The 20,056-nt window shown below is 68.7% G+C and carries 20 protein-coding genes and 4 tRNA genes; 16 read left to right on the forward strand and 8 right to left on the reverse strand.

The window, feature by feature from the left end:
* Positions 1-147 precede the first annotated feature (147 nt).
* The 10 genes from mbhE (at position 148) to der (ending at position 9,349) form a co-directional block, all read left to right on the forward strand.
* The gene (mbhE, locus tag JAV51_RS14225; RefSeq protein ID WP_197321195.1) at positions 148-2,553 is read left to right on the forward strand and encodes a hydrogen gas-evolving membrane-bound hydrogenase subunit E; all 2,406 of its coding nucleotides are present in this window, start codon (positions 148-150) and stop codon (positions 2,551-2,553) included.
* Positions 2,550-3,122, forward strand: coding sequence for an MnhB domain-containing protein (locus tag JAV51_RS14230; protein ID WP_197321196.1), 573 nt, complete (start codon positions 2,550-2,552; stop codon positions 3,120-3,122). The genes mbhE and JAV51_RS14230 overlap by 4 nt, the downstream gene beginning before the upstream one ends.
* Positions 3,119-3,580: a Na(+)/H(+) antiporter subunit C gene (locus tag JAV51_RS14235; protein WP_197321197.1), complete on the forward strand. Its 462-nt coding sequence runs from the start codon at positions 3,119-3,121 to the stop codon at positions 3,578-3,580. The genes JAV51_RS14230 and JAV51_RS14235 overlap by 4 nt, the downstream gene beginning before the upstream one ends.
* Entirely contained in the window at positions 3,577-5,109 is a 1,533-nt protein-coding gene (locus tag JAV51_RS14240) for a Na+/H+ antiporter subunit D (protein ID WP_197321198.1), read from the forward strand. The genes JAV51_RS14235 and JAV51_RS14240 overlap by 4 nt, the downstream gene beginning before the upstream one ends.
* A gap of 1 nt (position 5,110) precedes the next feature.
* Positions 5,111-5,683: a Na+/H+ antiporter subunit E gene (locus JAV51_RS14245; protein ID WP_197321199.1), complete on the forward strand. Its 573-nt coding sequence runs from the start codon at positions 5,111-5,113 to the stop codon at positions 5,681-5,683.
* Between the two features lie 46 nt (positions 5,684-5,729).
* A complete protein-coding gene (locus JAV51_RS14250; protein ID WP_197321200.1) occupies positions 5,730-5,996 on the forward strand; it encodes a monovalent cation/H+ antiporter complex subunit F in 267 nt (88 codons plus the stop codon).
* The gene (mnhG, locus tag JAV51_RS14255) at positions 5,996-6,364 is read left to right on the forward strand and encodes a monovalent cation/H(+) antiporter subunit G (RefSeq protein ID WP_197321201.1); all 369 of its coding nucleotides are present in this window, start codon (positions 5,996-5,998) and stop codon (positions 6,362-6,364) included. Before JAV51_RS14250 ends, mnhG begins: the two co-directional genes overlap by 1 nt.
* Positions 6,365-6,485: 121 nt before the next feature.
* Positions 6,486-7,211: a (d)CMP kinase gene (gene cmk / locus JAV51_RS14260; protein ID WP_197321202.1), complete on the forward strand. Its 726-nt coding sequence runs from the start codon at positions 6,486-6,488 to the stop codon at positions 7,209-7,211.
* Positions 7,208-7,882, forward strand: coding sequence for a 1-acyl-sn-glycerol-3-phosphate acyltransferase (locus tag JAV51_RS14265; protein WP_197321203.1), 675 nt, complete (start codon positions 7,208-7,210; stop codon positions 7,880-7,882). The genes cmk and JAV51_RS14265 overlap by 4 nt, the downstream gene beginning before the upstream one ends.
* 51 nt (positions 7,883-7,933) lie before the next feature.
* The gene (gene der, locus JAV51_RS14270; protein WP_197321204.1) at positions 7,934-9,349 is read left to right on the forward strand and encodes a ribosome biogenesis GTPase Der; all 1,416 of its coding nucleotides are present in this window, start codon (positions 7,934-7,936) and stop codon (positions 9,347-9,349) included.
* Positions 9,350-9,397: 48 nt separating this feature from the next.
* Here the strand turns inward: der and JAV51_RS14275 are convergent, their stop codons facing one another.
* Complete coding sequence (locus tag JAV51_RS14275; RefSeq protein ID WP_197321287.1) at positions 9,398-10,729, reverse strand: ROK family protein; 1,332 nt, start codon at positions 10,727-10,729, stop codon at positions 9,398-9,400.
* Positions 10,730-10,839: 110 nt separating this feature from the next.
* Between JAV51_RS14275 and JAV51_RS14280 the strand changes: the two genes are divergently transcribed.
* The gene (locus JAV51_RS14280; RefSeq protein WP_197321205.1) at positions 10,840-11,763 is read left to right on the forward strand and encodes a proteasome assembly chaperone family protein; all 924 of its coding nucleotides are present in this window, start codon (positions 10,840-10,842) and stop codon (positions 11,761-11,763) included.
* 70 nt (positions 11,764-11,833) lie between these two features.
* Here the strand turns inward: JAV51_RS14280 and JAV51_RS14285 are convergent, their stop codons facing one another.
* Together JAV51_RS14285 and JAV51_RS14290 are read right to left on the reverse strand one after the other, a co-directional pair.
* Entirely contained in the window at positions 11,834-12,286 is a 453-nt protein-coding gene (locus JAV51_RS14285; protein ID WP_197321206.1) for a GNAT family N-acetyltransferase, read from the reverse strand.
* 216 nt (positions 12,287-12,502) lie between these two features.
* On the reverse strand, positions 12,503-13,213 hold the full coding sequence (locus tag JAV51_RS14290) for an alpha/beta fold hydrolase (RefSeq protein ID WP_307845889.1): 711 nt from the start codon (positions 13,211-13,213) through the stop codon (positions 12,503-12,505).
* Between the two features lie 341 nt (positions 13,214-13,554).
* Here JAV51_RS14290 and JAV51_RS20480 point away from each other — a divergent pair, with 341 nt between their 5' ends.
* Entirely contained in the window at positions 13,555-14,349 is a 795-nt protein-coding gene (locus tag JAV51_RS20480; RefSeq protein WP_197321207.1) for a helix-turn-helix domain-containing protein, read from the forward strand.
* Positions 14,350-14,441: 92 nt separating this feature from the next.
* Here JAV51_RS20480 and JAV51_RS14300 read toward each other — a convergent pair.
* The 4 genes from JAV51_RS14300 to JAV51_RS14315 all read right to left on the reverse strand — a co-directional run bounded on the left by JAV51_RS14300 (position 14,442) and on the right by JAV51_RS14315 (position 15,272).
* Positions 14,442-14,516: transfer RNA gene (locus JAV51_RS14300), tRNA-Val, on the reverse strand.
* 1 nt (position 14,517) lies between these two features.
* A tRNA-Cys gene (locus JAV51_RS14305) sits at positions 14,518-14,589 on the reverse strand.
* A 56-nt stretch (positions 14,590-14,645) separates the two neighbouring features.
* Positions 14,646-14,718, reverse strand: a tRNA-Gly gene (locus JAV51_RS14310).
* A 128-nt stretch (positions 14,719-14,846) separates the two neighbouring features.
* Entirely contained in the window at positions 14,847-15,272 is a 426-nt protein-coding gene (locus JAV51_RS14315; RefSeq protein WP_197321208.1) for an SsgA family sporulation/cell division regulator, read from the reverse strand.
* A 336-nt stretch (positions 15,273-15,608) separates the two neighbouring features.
* On the opposite strand from JAV51_RS14315, the gene JAV51_RS14320 reads away from it, so the two are divergent.
* From JAV51_RS14320 to JAV51_RS14330, 3 genes are all read left to right on the forward strand, one after another.
* A tRNA-Val gene (locus JAV51_RS14320) sits at positions 15,609-15,683 on the forward strand.
* Positions 15,684-16,216: 533 nt separating this feature from the next.
* Positions 16,217-18,289 carry a threonine--tRNA ligase gene (gene thrS, locus JAV51_RS14325; RefSeq protein ID WP_197321209.1) on the forward strand — a complete coding sequence of 691 codons (2,073 nt, stop codon included), beginning with the start codon at positions 16,217-16,219 and terminating at the stop codon, positions 18,287-18,289.
* Positions 18,279-18,830 (forward strand): HIT domain-containing protein, encoded by a 552-nt coding sequence (locus tag JAV51_RS14330; RefSeq protein WP_197321210.1) that lies wholly within the window; start codon positions 18,279-18,281, stop codon positions 18,828-18,830. The genes thrS and JAV51_RS14330 overlap by 11 nt, the downstream gene beginning before the upstream one ends.
* A gap of 9 nt (positions 18,831-18,839) precedes the next feature.
* On the opposite strand, the gene JAV51_RS14335 is transcribed toward JAV51_RS14330, so the two are convergent.
* Complete coding sequence (locus tag JAV51_RS14335) at positions 18,840-19,382, reverse strand: YceI family protein (protein ID WP_197321211.1); 543 nt, start codon at positions 19,380-19,382, stop codon at positions 18,840-18,842.
* A gap of 94 nt (positions 19,383-19,476) precedes the next feature.
* Here JAV51_RS14335 and JAV51_RS14340 point away from each other — a divergent pair, with 94 nt between their 5' ends.
* The gene (locus JAV51_RS14340; protein WP_197321212.1) at positions 19,477-19,989 is read left to right on the forward strand and encodes a MarR family winged helix-turn-helix transcriptional regulator; all 513 of its coding nucleotides are present in this window, start codon (positions 19,477-19,479) and stop codon (positions 19,987-19,989) included.
* The last annotated feature ends 67 nt before the right edge of the window (positions 19,990-20,056 follow it).

A 20,056-nucleotide genomic window follows, 5' to 3' on the forward strand; every position in this document is an offset into this window, starting at 1 on the left:
CGCCCTTCCGGTGATCGGACACTGCGATCGAGAAAGGTCATTCTGTACGATGGAACCACGGGGTTGGTCGATGATCGCACGCTAACGCGGTGAGGCGTCCCCTCGAGCCCGATGACGATGTTCGGACCCGAGACGGCGGTGGAATAGATGCTCGTGGCGATTCTCGCCCATTTCGCCGTCGCGGCGATGCTGCCCACGATCGCGCGCAGGTGGGGGAGGGGCGCCTTCGTCGTCGGAGGCGTGCTGTCAGCGGCGACGCTCGCGACTCTACTCCTCTTCTACGCCCAGGGCGCATTCGGCGATCCCGCGACGCCGGCCGAACAGACCGTCCAGTGGGCACCGTCCATCGGTTTGGAGATCACTCTTCGGATCGACGCCCTTTCGGTGCTCATGTCGTTGCTCGTCTCGGGAATCGGTGCGCTGGTTTTGTTCTACTACGCGTGCTATGCGAAACGGGGCGACAAGAATGTCGCGCGCAATTCTTCGTTGCTCGTGACATTCGCGGGAGCGATGCTCGGACTCGTTCTCGTCGACGACATCTTCTCCCTCTACCTGTTCTGGGAACTGACGACCGTCTGTTCGTTCCTGCTCGTCGGTGGCGACGGAACGACGAGGCGGTCCCGTCGCTCCGCCACCCAGGCGTTGCTGGTGACGGCCGCGGGTGGGCTCTCGATGCTCCTGGGATTGATCCTCCTGGCGACGGCCGCCGGGACTGTCCGCGTGTCCGAGATCGTGGCCGACCCGCCGCCGGGCGGCCTGCTGGTCAGCGTCGCGGTGGTCCTGGTCCTGACCGGTGCTTTCACGAAGTCCGCCCAGTTCCCGTTCCACTTCTGGTTGCCGGCCGCGATGGTCGCGCCCACGCCGGTGAGTGCGTACCTGCACGCCGCTGCCATGGTGAAGGCGGGCGTCTACCTCATCGCCCGTTTCGCGCCCGGCTTCCACGACCTTCCCGCATGGTGGATCCCGGTCGTGGTCCTGGGGTTGTGGACGATGATTCTGGGCGCGGTCCGGGCGCTCCGGCAGAACGACCTCAAGACGCTGCTTGCATTCGGAACCGTCAGCCAACTGGGCTTTTTGATGGTTTTGGTCGGTTCGGGCGGTTTCGTCTCCGCGCTGGCGGGTGCGACGCTCGTCCTGGCCCACGGTCTTTTCAAGTCGACCCTCTTCCTGGTCACCGGCATCATCGACAAGCAGGCAGGGACCCGCGACGTCCGGCACTTGTCCGGACTCGGCCGTCGGTGGCCGTTCCTGGCCGGGGTGGCCACGCTCGCGGCGGCCTCGATGGCCGGTGTGCCTCCGCTGCTCGGTTTCGTCGGCAAGGAAGCGGCGTTGGAGGCGTTCCTCCACGGCGGTGCGTTGGGTCCCGCGGTCGGCCGGATCGTCCTGATCGGTCTGACCCTCGGCTCGGCGTTGACCGTCGCGTACAGCCTGCGCTTCCTCGTCGGTGCCTTCGGCACACGGCCCGCCGTCGACCCGTTGCGCGTCGACGCGCCGAAAGCGCTGTTCGTGGCACCCGTCGTGGTCCCGGCCGTGGCGAGCCTCGTACTCGGTCTCGTCCCGTCGTGGGTCGAGGTCCTCGCCGGGAAGTACGCGGCCGGGTATCCGTCCGAAGAAGTCCGTTACCACCTGGCGCTGTGGCACGGGATCAGCGTTCCCCTGCTGCTGTCGGCGCTCGTCCTCGCGACCGGGTACCTCGTGTACCGCGCGACGTGGGTCGTGCGTCGCTTCGCCGGTCGCCTGCCGAGGGCGTTGCAGGCCGAACCGTCCTATCTGGCCACCGTCGGGGCGCTTGACCGCCTCGCCCGCTGGCTGACCGGTCGCCTGCAGGTCGGTTCGCTGCCGGTCTACCTCGGTGTCATCGTCGTGACGGTGTCGGTGGTCCCGACGCTGGGCCTGCTCGGTGGTCTCGACGGACCGACGGAGCTGCGGTTCGCCGACTCGTGGACGCAGCCCGTGCTCGTGCTGATGATGTTGATCGCCGCGGGTGCCGTCGTGCTGTCCCGCCGCAGGCTCACGGCCGTCCTGCTGACCGGTCTGGTCGGCTACAGCATCGGTGCGCTGTTCGTCGTCGAGGGTGGTGTCGACCTCGCGCTCGCACAGTTCCTCGTCGAGTCGTTGACGCTCGTAGTGTTCGTGTTCGTCCTGCGCCGGTTCCCCGCGGCGTTCGGCAAGGACCGGCCACGTTCGGCACAGGTGCGGTGGATCAAGGCCGGCATCGCCGCATTGGGCGGCATCGTCGTCGCGGTGCTCGCGGTGCTCGTGTCGGGATCGCGCAGCGGCCTTCCGGAGACCAGCCACGAATACATCGCGCGCGCGGAGTCCGAGGCCGGGGCCCACAACGTGGTGAACGCGATCATCGTCGACTTCCGGGCGTTCGACACGCTCGGCGAGGTCACGGTGCTGGCGGTGGCCGCGATCGGCGCCGCGAGCCTCATCCTCTCCGCGCACCGGCAGCGTCGACGTCCTGACGAGAGCCTCGGCGGCGCGGACGAACTCCAGGACGACCTTCCGGCCGAGAACGGGTCCGGACACGAGGAAGGGGCACGGTCGTGACCACCTCCCGAACCGAAGCCGCACAGCTCTGGTGGGACACCTGCGACCGCCCTCGGGAACACTGGCTGATGCGGGAGAGCGAGCAGACTCGTTGGCCGCGGTCGTTGCTGCTCGAAGTCTGTTTGCGCATCGTCTTCCCGACGGTGTTGCTGCTGGCCACCTATCTGCTGTTCGCCGGTCACAACCAGGCGGGCGGTGGTTTCAGCGCGGGACTCGTCGCCGGGCTGGCGTTCGTGCTGCGGTACGTCGCCGGGGGCTCGGTGACGGGGCTGCGCCGGTCGTGGGTGCAGCCGCCCATCGTGATCGGTGCCGGACTGGTCGTCGTGGTCGCGAGCGCGCTCGTTCCGGTGTTCTTCGACCTCCCGGTGCTGGCCAGCGCGGTGTGGTCCGTGGACGTGCCCGTGCTGGGAACGGTGAAGATCGCGACGAGTCTGGTGTTCGACACCGGCGTCTTCCTCCTCATCGTGGGCGTGGTGCTCAACCTGCTGCGCACCCTCGGTGAGGGCATCCAGATGGGCGAGTTGGAGAGCGAACTGAACGATCACCAGCCGGGGGACGCGAGCACGTGACGATCAATCTGACGATGGCGGTCGCGATCGCCGGGCTGTACACGGTGGGCTTCTACCTGCTCATGCAGCGGTCGCTGATGCGCGTGATCATCGGCATCGCGATCCTCGGACACGGTGCGAACCTCTTCCTCCAGGTGGCGGGCGGCCCTCCTGGGGAACCCAGCTTCGTCGGTGAGGCGGTCTCCTCGTTGATGGTCGATCCGTTGCCGCAGGCGCTCGCACTGACCGCGATCGTCATCACGTTCGCGCTCACCACGTTCCTACTGGCGTTGGCGTTCCGGTCGTGGGTGCTGATCGGTCACGACGAGGTCCAGGACGACGTCGAGGACCGTCGGGTCGCGCTGCGCGAGGCGCGTGCCGTCGAGGAGACCGCGTCGCCCGACGTCGCCGAGACTCCGGACGAGGCGGAGGAAGCCTCCGAGGACGCGCCCGAGGCGCCGAGGGAGGCCCGCCGATGACTGTCATGCTCGCCCTTCCCGTGCTGCTGCCGCTGCTCGGCGCGGCACTGTCGCTGATTCTCGGGCGCAGGCCCGACCTCCAGCGGGTCATCGGACTGAGCGTGCTCAGCACCGTGGTCGCGATCGCGTCGGTGCTCGTCTACCACACCGACACCGAAGGCCCGGTGGTGTTGCAGCTCGGTGGTTACGCGGCACCGTTCGGCATCACCCTGGTGGCCGACCGGCTGGCGGCGCTGCTGCTGCTCGTGTCGGCGGTGGTGACGTTGGCGGTGCTCGTGTTCTCCATCGGGCAGCGCGTCACCGACTACGGCCGGGAGATCGCGTCCACGACCTTCCAACCCGCCTACCTGGTGCTGTGCGCGGGCGTGTCGCTGGCCTACATCACCGGCGACCTGTTCAACCTCTTCGTCGCGTTCGAGATCATGCTCTCGGCGTCGTACGTGCTGATCACCCGCCGCACCAACGCCCGGCGTGTCCGGGCCGGGATGACGTACGTGATCGTCAGTCTGACGTCGTCCATGCTGTTCATCACGCTCATCGCGTTGGTGTACGCGGCGACGGGCACGATCAACCTCGCCGATCTGTCTGTGGCCTTCCGCGAGCTCGCGCCCGGCGTGCAGACGAGCATCGCGCTGCTCGCCACCGTGGTGTTCGGCATCAAGGCCGCTCTGGTGCCGCTGCACTTCTGGCTGCCCGACAGCTACCCGACCGCACCCGCGCCCATCACGGCGGTGTTCGCCGGGTTGCTCACCAAGGTCGGCGTCTACGCGCTGATTCGCACCCACACACTGGTCTTCCAGAACGACACCGTGTGGAGCGTGCTGCTCGTGGTGTCGATCCTGACGATGATCGTCGGCGTCCTCGGCGCGATCGCGCAGGAGGACATCAACCGTCTCCTGTCGTTCCTGCTGGTGAGCCACATCGGGTTCATGCTGTTCGGGCTCGGGATGGCGACGGTGGTCGGCGTGGCGGGAGCGATCCTCTACGTCGTCCACCACATCATCGTGCAGGCGGCGTTGTTCCTGGTCAGCGGTCTGGTGACGCGCCGGACGGGCACCGTGTCGCTGCGGGAGATGTCCGGTGTCGCCAAGAGTGCTCCCTTGGTCGCGGCGCTGTTCGCGGTGCCGGCGTTGAACCTCGCGGGCATCCCGCCGTTCTCCGGGTTCATCGCCAAGATCACGCTGTTCACGGCCGGTGCGGAGAGCGCGACCGTGCTCGCCTACACGGCCACCGCCGCGGCGGTGCTGACGAGCTTCCTCACGCTGTACGCGATGACCCGAGTCTGGGTGAGTGCCTTCTGGGGGGCAGAACGTGAGCCGTTCCCCGACGCCGACCCCACCGACGAGGTCACCGTGGGCACGGGCCTCACCAACAAGCCCATGGTGTTCGCCACCGGGGTGCTCGTCGTCGCGGGTGTGGCCATCGCGTTGGCGGCGGGCCCGCTGTCGGCCATGAGCGAACGGGCGGCGGAGGACCTCATGGACGGCGACCAGTACCGCACCGTCGTGCTCACGGAATGGGAGGGCTGACATGGGCGACAGGATGCGCCGGTTCTCCCCGTTGATCGCGCCGTGGCTGTTCCTGGTGTGGCTGCTGCTGTGGCGGTCGGTGGAGCCGATCGTGCTCGTCTCCGGGGTGCTCGTGACGGCGGCGGTGTTGTTGCTGTTCCCGTTCAGTCCGGTGCGCTCCCCGCTGCTCTTGCGGCCTCACCGACTGCTCGGTCTTGTGCTCTACCTGGTGTGGGATCTGGTGAGCTCCGGCGTGCGCGTCGGCTGGGACGCCGCGCGGTACGGTTCTCGGGCGAAGGCCGTGATCATCGAGGTGCCGATCCTCGTGGACCGCGACTTCCTCGTGGCCTCGTCGGCCAACCTCGTGTCGCTGGCGCCCGGCACCTTCGTCCTGCACATCGACCGGCCGCAGCGCTGCTACTACGTGTACGCGTTGGCCGGGAAGGCTCCGGACCCGGACGTCGTCCTCCGGAGCTCGATGCAGATGCAGGTGAGGGTGGTCAAGGCGTTCGGCACCGCCGAGGAGATCCGCTCCGCCGTCGAGCGGGCCGAGGGGTTCGGCGCGGAGCCGAGCCGGGCGGGGGAGGACGCATGAGCCGCATCGCCATTCGCCGACCCGTGCCGACCTGTGAGGTGTCGTCGTGACCGTCGTCTACATCGTCACCCTGGCCATCCTCGCGGTGGCGGGGCTGCTCACGCTCGTCCGGCTGGTGCGGGGACCGTGGATTCTCGACCGCACCATGGCGCTCGACGTGCTCGTGGTGATCATCGTGGCGGGCTTCGCCGTGAACATGGCGATGACCGACTCCGTGCTGACCGTGCCGATCCTGGTGTGCACGGCGTTGCTCGGCTTCGTCGGGTCGCTCAGCGTCGTGCGATTGACCGAGGGCCGGAAGGAGCACCGCTGATGCTGATCGACGTCGTGTCGAGCGTGCTGCTCATCGGCGGTGCGCTGTTCTGCGCGGTGGGCGCGTTCGGGCTGTTGCGCTTCCCCGATCTGATCAGCCGGTTGCAGGCCGCGACGAAGCCGCAGACGATCGGGCTGATCATGGTGTTGAGCGGCGCGGCGTTGCAGCTCCAGATCGTCGACGCCCTGGGACTGTTGCTCGTGGCGTTGGTCCAGGTGATCACCGCTCCCGTGCTGTCGCAGCTCGTGGGCAGGGCGGCGTATCGGATCGGGGCCATCGACCGGACGTCGCTGGTGGAGGACCACCTGGGCGACCGGCTGCGTCGGGGAGGCTTCGCCCCGCCCTCGGGACGTCCCGGGGACCGGTGAGCCGGGGCACGGGACACCACCGGGCACAATAGGACCCGCACGTGCGACCCCCGGCCGACTCCGGCCGCTTCCGTGGGTCGCCGGAGACGGATGACGCAGGCAACAGCAAGGAGTTGGCCCGGTGGTGCGAGCCCTGTGTGGCGTGGTGGCGTTGGACGGCCCGTCGGGAACCGGCAAGACGACGGCGGCCCGGAGGCTGGCCACCGAGTCGAACGCCGGGTACCTGGACACCGGCGCGATGTATCGGGTGGCCACACTCGCCGTGCTGCGTGCGGGAGTCGATCCGACCGACGCCGACGCCGTCGTGGAGGCGGTCCGGCGGGCGCGCATGGAGGTCGCCACGGACCCGGCAGCGCCGACGGCACGGCTGGACGGCGAGGACGTGAGCGCGGCCATCCGCACCGAGGAGGTCAACCGGGCGGTCTCGCCCGTGTCGGCGGTGGCGGAGGTGCGGGAGCTGCTCGTCGCCGAGCAACGCCGTGTGATCCGTGAGGTGCTCGACTCCCGGGGCGGCATCGTGGTCGACGGCCGCGACATCGGCACGGTGGTCACGCCGGATGCCCCGCTGAAGGTCTTCCTCACCGCGTCGGCCGACGTGCGCGCCCGACGGCGGACCGCGCAGGACGCCGCGGAGGGCCGAGAGGTGTCGTTCGAGGACGTCAAGGCCTCGGTCGAGCGCCGCGATCGGCTCGACTCGACGCGCGCGACCTCCCCGTTGCGCGCCGCCGACGACGCCGTGCTGCTCGACACCTCGGAGCTGACCGTCGACGAGGTCACGGCGAAGCTCTCCGAACTGGCGGACGGGCGCGGACTGCTCGGCGGCGAGGTCGCGGGGATGTGCCGGTGACACCGTCGGCGCGACGCGCCGGGCAAGGACTGCCCCCCGGTGCGGTACCGTGGCTGCACGACCTGGGCAGATTCGTCGCCCGCTGGCTCTACCGGCCCGCTTTCCGGGTGCGGGTGCGCGGTCTCGACCGGGTGCCTCGCACCGGTCCGGTCGTGCTCGTGGCCAACCACAGCTCGATGATCGAGCCGCAACTGATCTTCGGAATGTTGCCGAGGCGTTCGGTGTTCCTCGTCAAGGACGAGATGTTCACCGGTGCCGCGGGCTGGGGACTGCGTCGCATCGGCCAGGTCCCGGTCAACCGGGGAGCCCCCGACCGCACCGCGTTGACGACCGTCACCGAGGTGCTGGCCGACGGCGGTCTCGTCGGGGTGTTCCCCGAGGGCACGCGGGGTACCGGTGACGTCGATCAGGCGCAGCAAGGTGCCGCGTGGCTGGTGCGGGTGTCGGGTGCCGTGGTGCTGCCGGTCGCCGTGCGGGGGACGTTGCGACCTCCCGGGTCGCGGCGTCGCGTGCGTCCGGTGGTCGACGTGGTGGTCGGCGAGCCGTTCACCCCGACCGTGGGGAAGGGCCGGGCCGGTCTCGCGCAGGGCACCGAACAGCTCCGGAACACCCTCGCCGCACTCGTGCGTGCCGTCGACGACGAGCGGGCGCGACGCGATCGCGAGGTTTGACGGCCTGGGGGAGCGCCCCCGGCAGGACAGGCAGACAGAGGGAAGAGAAGCATGACCGAACTGGACGGAACCTGGTCCGACGAGGCGGAGTTCCTCCGGCTCGACGCTGCCGCCGCCGAGGGAACGCAGGCGGAGGACGACGAGCCGCCACAGCCCGTCGTGGCGGTCGTCGGCAGGCCGAACGTCGGCAAGTCCACGCTCGTGAACCGCATCCTGGGCCGCAGGGAGGCGGTGGTGCAGGACGTGCCCGGCGTGACGCGGGACCGCATCGCCTACGACGCCACGTGGCGGGGTCGCCGGTTCACCCTGGTCGACACCGGTGGGTGGGAACCCAACGCCTCGGGACTACAGGCCTCGGTGGCCGCGCAGGCCGAACTGGCCATGGCCACGGCGGACGTCGTGCTCCTCGTGGTGGACGCCACCGTGGGGGCGACCGCGACGGACGAGGCCGTCGCCAAGGTGCTGCGCCGGTCGAAGCGTCCCGTGGTCCTCGCCGCGAACAAGGTCGACGACGAGCGGCTGCTCGCCGAGACCGCGTCGCTGTGGTCGCTCGGTCTGGGTGAGCCGCAGCCGGTCAGCGCCCTGCACGGGCGGAGTTCCGGTGACCTGCTCGACGTGGTGGTGGACGCGCTGCCCGAGGCACCACGGGAGACCGACGTCGTGGTGGGCGGCCCTCGGCGGGTCGCCCTGGTTGGCAAGCCCAACGTCGGGAAGTCGAGTCTGCTCAACAAGCTGACCGGCGAGGAGCGGGCCGTGGTCGACTCCGTGGCGGGCACCACGGTGGACCCGGTGGACTCGCTGGTGGAGCTGGACGGACAGACGTGGCGGTTCGTCGACACGGCGGGGCTGCGCAAGCGCGTGCAGACCGCGAGCGGCGCCGAGTACTACGCCTCGCTGCGCACCAAGACCGCGATCGACTCGGCCGAGGTGGCGGTCGTGTTGCTCGACGCGAGCGAGCCGCTGTCGGAGCAGGACCTGCGCATCGTGACCACCGTCGTCGAGGCGGGGCGGGCGCTGGTGCTGGCCTTCAACAAGTGGGACCTCGTCGACGAGGACCGTCGTCACCAGCTCGAACGGGAGATCGACCGGGGCCTGGTCCGCGTGCCGTGGGCCGAGCGGGTGAACGTCTCCGCGCGGACCGGACGCGCGGTGCGCAAGCTCGCCCCGGCGCTGCGCACGGCGTTGGAGTCGTGGGACCAGCGGGTGCCGACCGGACAGTTGAACAGTTGGTTGTCCGACCTCATCGCTGCCACGCCGCCGCCCGTGCGAGGCGGCAAGCAGCCGAAGGTGCTCTTCGCCACCCAGGCGAGTGTCCGCCCGCCCACGCTGGTGCTGTTCACGACCGGTTTCCTGGAGGCGGGCTACCGCCGGTTCATCGAGCGCAAGTTCCGGGAACAGTTCGGCTTCACCGGAACACCCGTGCGCATCAACGTCCGCGTGCGCGAGAAGAAGCCCAAGAAGAAGTGATCGAGTGGTGGCCACCGGGCGCGCGGTCGCGGTGGCCACCATCGCCCGTCAGAGCACTGACGTCCGCAACGGGACGTCGACCAGCTCCGGATGACCTGCCGGGCTGCCGTCGTCCACCCAGCGCGCGAGTCGTTCGGGAGCGAACAACTCGTCGATGGCCATGAACGCCGCACCGACGAGCCCGGCGCGGTCGCTGAGAGTGGAGCGGGCGATGCGCAGTTCGCGCGTCGCCAGCGGCAGGGAGCGGCGGTAGACGGTCTCACGAACGGCGGCCAGGAGGAGATCCCCGGCGCCGGACACGCCACCCCCGATGATCACCAGCGCGGGGTTGAAGAAGCTCACGAGCGTGGCGAGCAGGGTGCCGATCAGCCGTCCCGCGCGGGTCAACAGCTCCACGGACGTGCGGTCGCCACTCTGTGCGGCGCGGGAGACGTCGGCGGCGGTCACGGTGCCCGTGCTGGCGAGGACGTCGGCGAGGAACCGGCTGCGTCCCTCCTTGGCGGCCGCGAGACCGTCCTGGGCGATCGCGGCGCCACCCGCGTATGCCTCGAGGCAGCCGGTGTTGCCGCACCGGCACACCACGTCGTCCTCTTCGGACGTGGCCGCGTGCCCGATGTCGCCCGCGCACCCCTGGCTGCCCCGGTGCAGCGTTCCGCCGGAGACGAGTCCTGCGCCGATCCCGGTCCCGATCTTCACGTAGAGGATGTCGCGCTGGCCGCGAGCCGATCCGGCCCTCAGCTCCCCGAGGGCCATGGTGTTGACCTCGTTGTCCACCCACACCGGAGTGTCGTAACGGCGTGCGAAGCGGTCGCGCACCGGATAGCCGTCCCAGCCCGGCATGATCGGCGGCGCACTCGGACGTCCGGTGGCGAACTCCACGGGCCCCGGCAGGCCGACGCCCACGCCCCACACGGACAGCTCCGGGGCGTCCAGTTCGGTGCGCACGTGGTCGAGCAGGTCGTCGAACACCTCCTCGACACGCAGCAGCACCGTCTCGGGGCCCGCGGCGATGTCGGCGGCCTCGGTGTGCTCGGCCAGCACGACTCCCGCGAGGTCGGTGACGCCCACGGTGATGCTGCTGGCCCCGAGTTCGGCGCTGAGGATCACTCCCGCACGCGCCCGGAACCGCAACTCGCGCGGCGCGCGTCCTCCGCTGGAGGGGCCGAGAGCCCCCTCTTCCAACAGCCCGCACGACGTGAGCTGTGTCACGCGCTGGGTGACGACCGTGCGGCCGAGTCCCGCGTGCCTGCCGATCTCCGGTCGGGTCTTCGCGGTGCCCGATCGTACGAGGTCGAGCACGGTGGACAGGCTGTCGGCGTGCTCGCCGACGGGGGTGGTCACGGTCGTCTGATCGGTATGGAACGCCTGCACCTTCCCTATCTTTCCACCACGCGCTGCCGCGAGTCGGCGTGCTTCCGCAGTGTGGTGGGATTGAACGGGTGCCAGTAGGCGTTGTGCCTGAAGGGCAAGAACAAGGTCAGGAGGTTGACGTGGATCGCAATCCGGAGCAGCTGTACGACCTGGATTCCGGCGTGGCGGTGCCGGAGGAGGCGGTGCTGCTCTACCACTTCGACGGCTTCGTCGACGCGGGATCGGCGGGACGCATTCTCGTCGACCACCTCCGCTCGGAGTTCGACGGACCCGTGGTGGCGCGATTCGACGTCGATCGGCTGCTCGACTACCGGTCGAGGCGTCCCACGATGACGTTCGCGGCGGACCACTGGGCCGGCTACGAGGACCCGGAGCTGGTGGTCCGGCTCCTCCACGACGCCGAGGGGACGCCGGTGCTGCTGTTCACCGGGCCCGAACCCGACACGCAGTGGGAGACGTTCATCGCGGCGGTGCGGGAGCTCGTCCAGCGGTGGCGGGTGCGCCTGTCGGTGATGGCGCACGGCATCCCGATGGGGGTTCCCCACACCAGGCCGTTGGGGCTGACGGCGCACGCGACCCGGCCGGAACTCGTCCGGAGCTACCGTGCGACGTTCAACCACGTCCAGATTCCCGGGAGCGCGGGTGCGCTGCTGCAGTACCGGCTCGGGCAGGCGGGGCACGACGCGCTCGGTTTCGCCGCACATGTTCCGCACTACCTCGCACAGTCGCGCTACCCGGCCGCGGCGCTGCGCCTGTTCGACGCGGTGACGGAGGCGACCGGGCTGCACGTCCCGCTGGCCGACCTGCGGGAGGCCGCGCACACCACGAACCTGGAGATCGACCGGCAGGTCGAGGACAGCACCGAGGTCGCGGAGGTCGTCGCGGCGCTGGAGCGGCAGTACGACGCCTTCACAGCCGCAAGCCCGGAGAGCAACCTGTTGGCCGACGCGGGCGAGATGCCCAGCGGTGATGAGCTGGCGGCGGACTTCGAACGCTTCCTTGCCGAACAGCAGCAGGGCCGGTCGGAGCCGGGGGAGAGCTGACGCCGCGCGGGCCGTCGAGGGACGGCCCACGCCATGTCGTGAAGACCACACCACGTCGGTGCTCCGGCGCTCAGCGAAGTCGGTACTCCAGGCAGGGAAGGAGTCGACCGGGGATGGAGCCGGACGGCGAGGAGCCGATGCGGACGGCCCCCATACGTCGGTAGAAGCCCTCGGCGAAGGGGTCGGCGTCGACGGTGAAGCGAGTGAATCCCAGTTCGCGTGCGGTGTCCGCGGCGTGCTGCCACAGCCGCTGGCCGACCCCAACCCCGATGTGGTCGGGGTCGACGTACAGCATGGCGAGCTCGCCGTCGGGACGTTCGCCGGTCAGGGAGTAGAAGCCCACGATCGTGCTGTCGAGTCGTGCCACGGTGACGTGGCTTGCCGCGACGTCGTCGGGCCGAAGCGTCAACTCTGCCCGGCATGCCTCCAGGAAGTCCTCGTCGTAGCCCCAGTGCGCCTTGGAGCGCAGGGCGAGATCGCTCAGGAGCGCGGCGTCCTGGGGCAGTGCGGCGCGGAGTCGCATGCCCTTCACTCTGGCGTCGAGTCGACTGACGAGCAAGGGCGGGCTGAGGGCTTCCCTGCCCAATGGACCGGAAGCGTCGTCCTGCGCGGTCGGACGCGGCAAGGCGCCCACAGAGCGGTGCCCAGGGCTTTGGGATCGCGTCGTCCCGGGTTGGTCAGGCGCTTCACCGTGGCGACGGCCCACCCGGCTCGGTCGACGATCCCGCCCGCCCTGACGTCAGCGGTCCCTTCGAGTGTGGGCGGTGACCTCGCGTACGGCGTCGGCGACGGCTACGAAATCCTTCCTCAGGACCGCACCATGATTGCTCGCGACCTTCGCGCTGATGCGAATGTTCGGGTTGCGAGCAGCCACCGTGTCGAGGCTGGTGCGTATGCGTTCTTGTTCATCACCACGGCTCCCGAAGGACGTCCCCGAAGCAATCACGTACCGAGCCGGCACGGTGATGTTGTCCAGCACGGGGCCCAGCTCGCGCTCACGGGAGATCACGCCGATCTCTATGTTGCTGTTCGCCTGCTGTTCGGCGGTCATCCGAGGGGCCAGACCCGTCGGGCGCAGTAGCGGCAGGAACCAGCTCAACCGCCGAAACAGCTTTCGGATCCGCTGCTCCATGGCTTCGTCGAGCCAGTCGTGTGGAAAGGCGCCATCGACCAAGACCGCGCCCAGGCAACGGTCGGGATTCCGGCTGGCCCAGTGCGCCGCGACGAACGCTCCGTAGGACCAGCCCACCAGTAGTGGCCGGGCCACGCCCCTAGCCGCGAGAACAGCGTCGACGTCACGGACGGCGGCCTCGAAGGAATAGTCCGCCGAACGCTTCGATCTGCCGCGAGCCCGCTCGTCGTAGGTGATGTGTCGCCACCCCGGGCCCAACTCCGCGATGACCCGTCGCCAGTATCCCTGGGTGGCGAACTGGCCGTTGAGATAGACCACGGGGACACCGGGACCGCGGTGTCGGTGACGGCCAGCTCGGTGTCGTCGACCGGCAGCATGCCGGTCCAGGCGGTTTGCTCGGTGGTCATGGTTGAGCGTGTCGGCTGCGTCATCGCTTCTTCTCCTGCGCTCGTTGTCGTTTCGCGTATCGCAAACGCTACGTTGCATTTCAGTATTAGGCAACAATAAGTTTGCGTTGAGTAGCCATATGTGCAGGTAGGAAGGCGGCAATCGTTGCAATCGGATGCTTTTCAACGCAATACCGGTGGGTCGCAAGCGTTGCAATGGTTAGAAGACGAAAGCTATGCTGAGGTGGCAAGGGAGTGTGAAGGGGGTTCGCGGTGCCGGGAGGCAGACTCACCCAGCAGGAACGTCGACAGATCGAGCTGGGGGTGGCCGAGGGACTGGCCTACGCGGAGATCGCCAGGCGTCTGGACCGTCCCACCTCGACGATCACACGCGAGGTGATGCGTAACGGAGGCCCCGTCGCCTATCGCGCCGACGTGGCTCACCGCGCCACCGAGCGCCGCGCTCGTCGGCGCAGGCGAGCCGTCCTTCGCGTGTCACCGGTGTCCGAGCAGGGACACGGACGCGACGTCGACTCCGTGCGTGAGTACGAGGAGGCGTTCACCACTCTCCTGATGCAACAGGGGCTGCCCAAGATGATGGCCCGAGTGCTGACCTGTCTGCTCACCACCGACGCGGGCAGCCTCACTGCGTCCGAACTCGTCGAGCGTCTCCAGGTGAGCCCGGCGTCCGTCTCCAAAGCGATCTCGTTCCTCGAAAGTCAGGGTCTCATTCGCCGGGAGCGAGCCGAGGGTCGCCGCGAGCGTTACCTCGTCGACGACGACGTCTGGTATCAGTCGATGATCGCCGCCGCGCGAGCTCACGCTCAGCTCGCCCGGACCGCCCGGCAGGGCGTCGACATTCTCGGCCCCGACACCCCCGCTGCCGTCCGGCTGGTCAAGATCGCCCACTTCGTCGACTTCGTCGGCGAGAACATCACCCGCGCCGCGGAGCAAGCGCGTGAGATCCTTCACGCCGAGCCTGAGGGGAACTCGAGTGGCGCGGCCACGCCGCGTTCAGGCCGCGGGGAGGCAGCCGTCTCGGCGGCGGACGCTGACGAAGGTTCTTGAAGAAAACGCATTGAATGTGACGAGCACTTCGTGCTCAGCCATGTACGACAACGAAAAAGCCCCCACTCCGAAGTTTCGGAATGGGGGCTTCGTGGTGCGCGATACTGGGATCGAACCAGTGACCTCTACCGTGTCAAGGTAGCGCTCTCCCGCTGAGCTAATCGCGCGAGGCGGAGACGGGAATCGAACCCGTGTACAGGGCTTTGCAGGCCCTTGCCTGAACCACTCGGCCACTCCGCCGTGGGTGTGGATCAAGCCGCGAGCTCGATCCAACTGCGGAATGCCCGCCGCAGTCGAGCGGACGACGGGACTCGAACCCGCGACCCTCACCTTGGCAAGGTGATGCGCTACCAACTGCGCTACGTCCGCATTTCGCGACTCCGAGCCGCTCGGCCTCCCGGTCGGTGACCCGTCGTCGTCGTGTGGAAAGAACTGTATCGGATCGCCGAAACGGGGTTTACGCGGGGGGTGGTCATGCGCCGTTGCATGCCCCGTGATCAGCCCAAATCGTGGGGAATGAGCCGTGTGAGCGCGTCGTCGACGTCGACCCACAGGTGTTCGTTGCCGGGGAGCACGACGTCGTAGGTCTGGTCGAGGAAGTCGGCGAGCTCCTGAGCGGACGCCTCGAACATCGCGTGACCCGACGGCGAGTTCAGTTCCACGAAGACGGAGTCGGGGTCCTCGATCGACGGCTTGAGTCGGACGTCGCCGTCGCCTGCCTCGCCGAGTAGCCCGTCGGCCAGCAGGTCGCGGGCGAAGGCCCACTCGACCCAGCCGGCTCGGCCGGTGCGGAATGCGGCCACGACCGCGTACGGGTCGCGGGTGTCGTACCTCAGCTCGACCTTGACCGGGACCGGCGGGGTACGCGGTGCCAGAAGGTCGAAGACCGCCGTGGACCGGAGCGTGACGTGTTCGTTTCGCATGGTCGTTACCCTTCTGCTCCTTTCCGGCCGGGTTCGGCCGTGTCCTACGGGTGAGACGCGCACGGGTGCCGATTCGCTCGCTACGAACCGGAACATCACCCGAACGTGTGGGTCTCGCGGTGGGACTCCGGTACATCCTGCGCACAACACCGAGCGGAAGGACAGGCAAGTCGCGCGAATGTTGCAGCAGCCGCGTTCGCCGGTCGGATTCGTCCTCGGAGTGTCTTCCGGACACGGATCGGTGTGTCACCTGCAGAAATCCCGTCGCTCCCCACGAAAGGGGACCCCCGTTCACGGGGCGCTATCGGCCTCCGCTACAGTAGTTCCCATCGCAAGGGGCGATTAGCTCAGCGGGAGAGCGCTTCGTTCACACCGAAGAGGTCACTGGTTCGATCCCAGTATCGCCCACCACGAATATGGAGTTGTTTTTCCTGGAAGACCCGGCTTTTCGCCGGGTCTTTTCTCATGTTCCCGTCGCCTTTGGTTCCAACCAGCCACGATGGGGCGCACACCCCGTCCCGAGTGAACGGATCGGACACGGTCCGCGGCTGACCTCGCGACGTTGGTCGGTCGGCTGCCCACGACCGGGCGGTGTACGACCGGGTCATCCACCCGCTACGGTGGGTGCCCGTTCACGCACGGCGACAAACCGAATCGTCGATCTTGGTGCGACATGGATCGGGGTGTCGCGAGTCGTCGACCGTCGCCGCGAACGCTGGTCACACGGAGTCGGGAACCTCTGTTCTTAGCTCCCTCCAAGGTAGTGACCGTCTCGGGCGTTGTAACAGCCCTGTAACCATGCCCACCTTGTGTCCGGGGTCACAGTCCCGTGGGCGAGTGCTGTGGTCTCCTGGAGAGCTGTTCCGCGACCCGGGGCCGCGGCGAGGACCGCGGGGATTAGCATCGTGCCTGCACGTCAAATCACGTCCCCAAGGGAGTTCCCCGTGTCGCAGTCGTCGTCCGCCGCAGCCTCGTCCGCCTCGCGCGTGGTGGTGCGAGCAGGCACTACGGCGGGTGCCGCGGTGCGCGAGGCGGGTCATCCGAGCAAGGGGCCGCAGGCCGTCGTGGTCGTGCGGGACTCCGAGGGAACGCTGCGTGACCTGTCGTGGGTCCCGGACGTCGACGTCGAGGTGGAGCCGGTGGCCGCCGACACCGAGGACGGCCGCAGTGTCATCAGGCACTCGGCGGCGCACGTGCTCGCCCAGGCGGTGCAGCAGCAGTTCCCGGAGGCGAAGCTCGGTATCGGCCCGCCGATCAAGGACGGCTTCTACTACGACTTCGCCGTCGACCGGCCCTTCACCCCGGAGGACCTGCAGGCGCTCGAGAAGCGCATGAAGCAGATCATCAAGGGCGCGCAGCAGTTCTCGCGTCGAGTGGTCGAGTCGGTGGAGGCGGCCAAGGCCGAGCTGGCCGACGAGCCTTTCAAGCTCGAACTGGTGGACCTGAAGTCCGGCTCCGAGGACGTCGACACCTCCGAGGTCATGGAGGTCGGCGGTGGCGAGCTGACGATCTACGACAACCTCGACGCGCGCACCAAGGAACGCGTGTGGGGCGACCTCTGCCGCGGTCCGCACGTGCCGACGACGAAGTACATCCCCGCCTTCAAACTCACCCGGGTGGCCGCCGCCTACTGGCGCGGTGACGAAAAGAACCCGCAGTTGCAGCGCATCTACGGCACGGCGTGGGAGTCGTCGGAGGCGCAGGACGCCTACCTGACCATGCTGGAGGAGGCCGAGCGGCGCGACCACCGCAGGCTCGGTGCGGAACTCGACCTGTTCTCCTTCCCCGACGAGATCGGCTCCGGTCTGCCGGTCTTCCACCCCAAGGGCGGCGTGATCCGCAAGGAGCTGGAGGACTACTCCCGGCGTCGGCACGAGGAGGCGGGGTACGAGTTCGTCAACACCCCGCACATCACCAAGGGGCAGCTCTTCGAGACGTCCGGGCACCTCGACTGGTACCGCGAGGGCATGTACCCCGGGATGCACCTCGACGCGGAGTACGACGAGGACGGCAAGGTGCGCAAGCCCGGCCAGGAGTACTTCCTGAAGCCGATGAACTGCCCCATGCACAACCTCATCTACCGCTCGCGCGGGCGCAGCTACCGGGAGCTGCCGCTCCGGCTGTTCGAGTTCGGCACGGTGTACCGCTACGAGAAGTCGGGTGTGGTGCACGGCCTCACGCGGGCCAGGGGCTTCACCCAGGACGACGCGCACATCTACTGCACCGTCGACCAGATGCAGGACGAGATCAAGTCGCTGCTGCGGTTCGTGCTCGACCTGCTGCGCGACTACGGTCTGGACGACTTCTACCTCGAACTGTCCACCCGTGACCCGAAGAAGTCCATCGGCAGCGACGAGGATTGGGAGCGGGCGACCAACGCGCTGCGCGAGGCGGCGGAGGCGAGTGGCCTGGAGCTGGTGCTCGACCCGGGCGGTGCCGCCTTCTACGCGCCGAAGATCAGCGTTCAGGTGAAGGACGCCATCGGCCGGAGCTGGCAGATGTCGACCATCCAGGTCGACCTCATGGAGCCGGAGCTCTTCGGCCTGGAGTACCAGGCGGCCGACGGGTCGCGGCAGCAGCCGGTGATGATCCACCGCGCGCTGTTCGGCTCGATGGAGCGGTTCTTCGGCGTGCTCACCGAGCACTACGCGGGCGCGTTCCCCGCGTGGTTGGCCCCGGTCCAGGTGGTCGGCATCCCGATCGCCGACGCGCACGTCGAGCACCTGCGTGGCGTCGAGAAGGCGCTGCGTGCTCGTGGCCTGCGGGTCGACATCGACACCAGCGACGACCGCATGCAGAAGAAGATCCGCACGCACACCACGCAGAAGGTGCCGTTCCTGCTGCTCGCCGGTGGCAAGGACGTGGAGGCCGGCGCGGTGTCGTTCCGGTTCCGTGACGGCAGCCAGATCAACGGCGTGCCGGTGGCGAAGGCCGTCGAGGCCGTGGCCGACTGGGTGGAGCGCAGGGAGAACGCCTCGCCCACCGCGGAGGCCCTGGGGGCGTTCCTTGGCCAGTGACGAGTCGCGCGGGGAATTCGTCGAACAGGACGGTGTGGGGGTCCCGGACCAGCTCCAACGGCTGTGGACTCCGCACCGGCTCGCCTACATCAAGGGTGAGAACAAGCCCGACGGGGACGGTGAGAGCGGGTGTCCGTTCTGCCGTCTCGTCGAGTTGGACGACGAGAGCGCGTTGATCGTCGCGCGCGGCGAGTCGGTGTTCGCCGTGCTCAATCTGTACCCGTACAACCCGGGGCATCTCATGGTGGTGCCCTACCGGCACGTGGCCGACTACACCGACCTCACGCCCGAGGAGACCGCCGAGGTCGCCGACTACACCAAGCACGCCATGCGGGTGATCCGGACGGTGTCCGGTGCGCACGGCTTCAACATCGGGCTGAACCAGGGCGTGGCCGCCGGAGCGGGAATCGCCGCCCACCTGCACCAGCACGTGGTGCCGAGGTGGGGCGGCGACTCCAACTTCATGCCGGTCGTCGGGCACACCAAGGTGCTGCCCCAACTGCTCGGAGAGACACGGACGCTGCTCGCCGACGCCTGGTGAGTCGACGACTCAGTCCTGCCGCACCGCTTCGATGTCGAGCTCGATCACGACCTTGTCGCTGACGACGGCCGACGGGATGGTGCCGCCCACTCCGAAGTCGGTGCGCTTGATCTCCGTGCGTGCGGACACGCCGAGCACCTTGCTGCCCTCGGTCATGCCGTCGCCGAATCCGCCGAGCTCGGCGGTGAGGGTGACGGGCCGGGTGACGCCGCGCAGGGTCAGCTCGCCGTCGATGAGGTAGTCCTCACCGTCCACGCGCACGCCGGTGGAGCGGAAGCTCAACGTGGGGTGGTTCTCGGCGTCGAGGAAGTCGGCGCTGCGCACGTGCTCGTCACGCTGCTGGTTGGTGGTGTCGATGCTGGCGGCCTGCATGGTCGCGGTCACCGACGAGTCGGTGATGTTCTCCGCCGTGGTGATCTCGCCGGACAGCTCGGTGAACCGGCCCCGCACCCGCGACACGCCGAGGTGGCGGACGAGGAAGCTGACGTTGGAGTGCACCGGGTCGATCGTCCAGGTGCCGGTGAGATAGCCGGGTATGGCGGTGGCGGTCATGGGTTTCCCCTCTGTAGTGGATCTTGTCGGGCTCACTCTAGACGAGTGATGATTGAGCGCTCAACTAGTGGGACGGCCCGGCTAGACTGGGGTCATGCCGGAACCTCGATGGCTCACGGACGAGCAGCAACGTGTGTGGCGGGACTTCTCGGCCGCCGTCGACATGGTCCGGGGGCACATCGAGGCGCAGCTCCAACGCGACGCGGGCATGCCCACCACCTACTACGCCGTCCTCGTCGCGCTGTCCGAAGCGCCGGGGCGGGTCCTGCGGATGAGCGACCTCGCGCAGGCGACCCGATCGTCACGCAGCAGGCTCTCGCACGCGGTCGCCCGCATGGAAGCCAGTGGGTGGATCCGAAGGGAGTCGTGTCCCACCGACAAGCGTGGCGCGTTCGCCCACCTCACCGACGCCGGGTTGGCGGCGATCCGCGAGGCCGCGCCCGGACACGTCGAGGCGGTGCGGGAGGCCCTGTTCGACGTGCTCACCCCGGCGCAGGTGCGCGAGCTGGGAGCGATCAGCGCGGCGATCCGGGACCGCCTCGCGCCCGTGTGCGAGCGGGCCGTGGAGACCGGCGCCGAGGCTGCCGACGCGACGAGACCGGTGTGAGTGACCAGGCGCAGGCCACACACGCAGGGGCACGGAACGCCGACGCCGCGACGGCTCGATAGGGTTT

The sequence above is a fragment of the Saccharomonospora sp. NB11 genome, from assembly GCF_015910535.1.
GTDB lineage: Bacteria > Actinomycetota > Actinomycetes > Mycobacteriales > Pseudonocardiaceae > Saccharomonospora.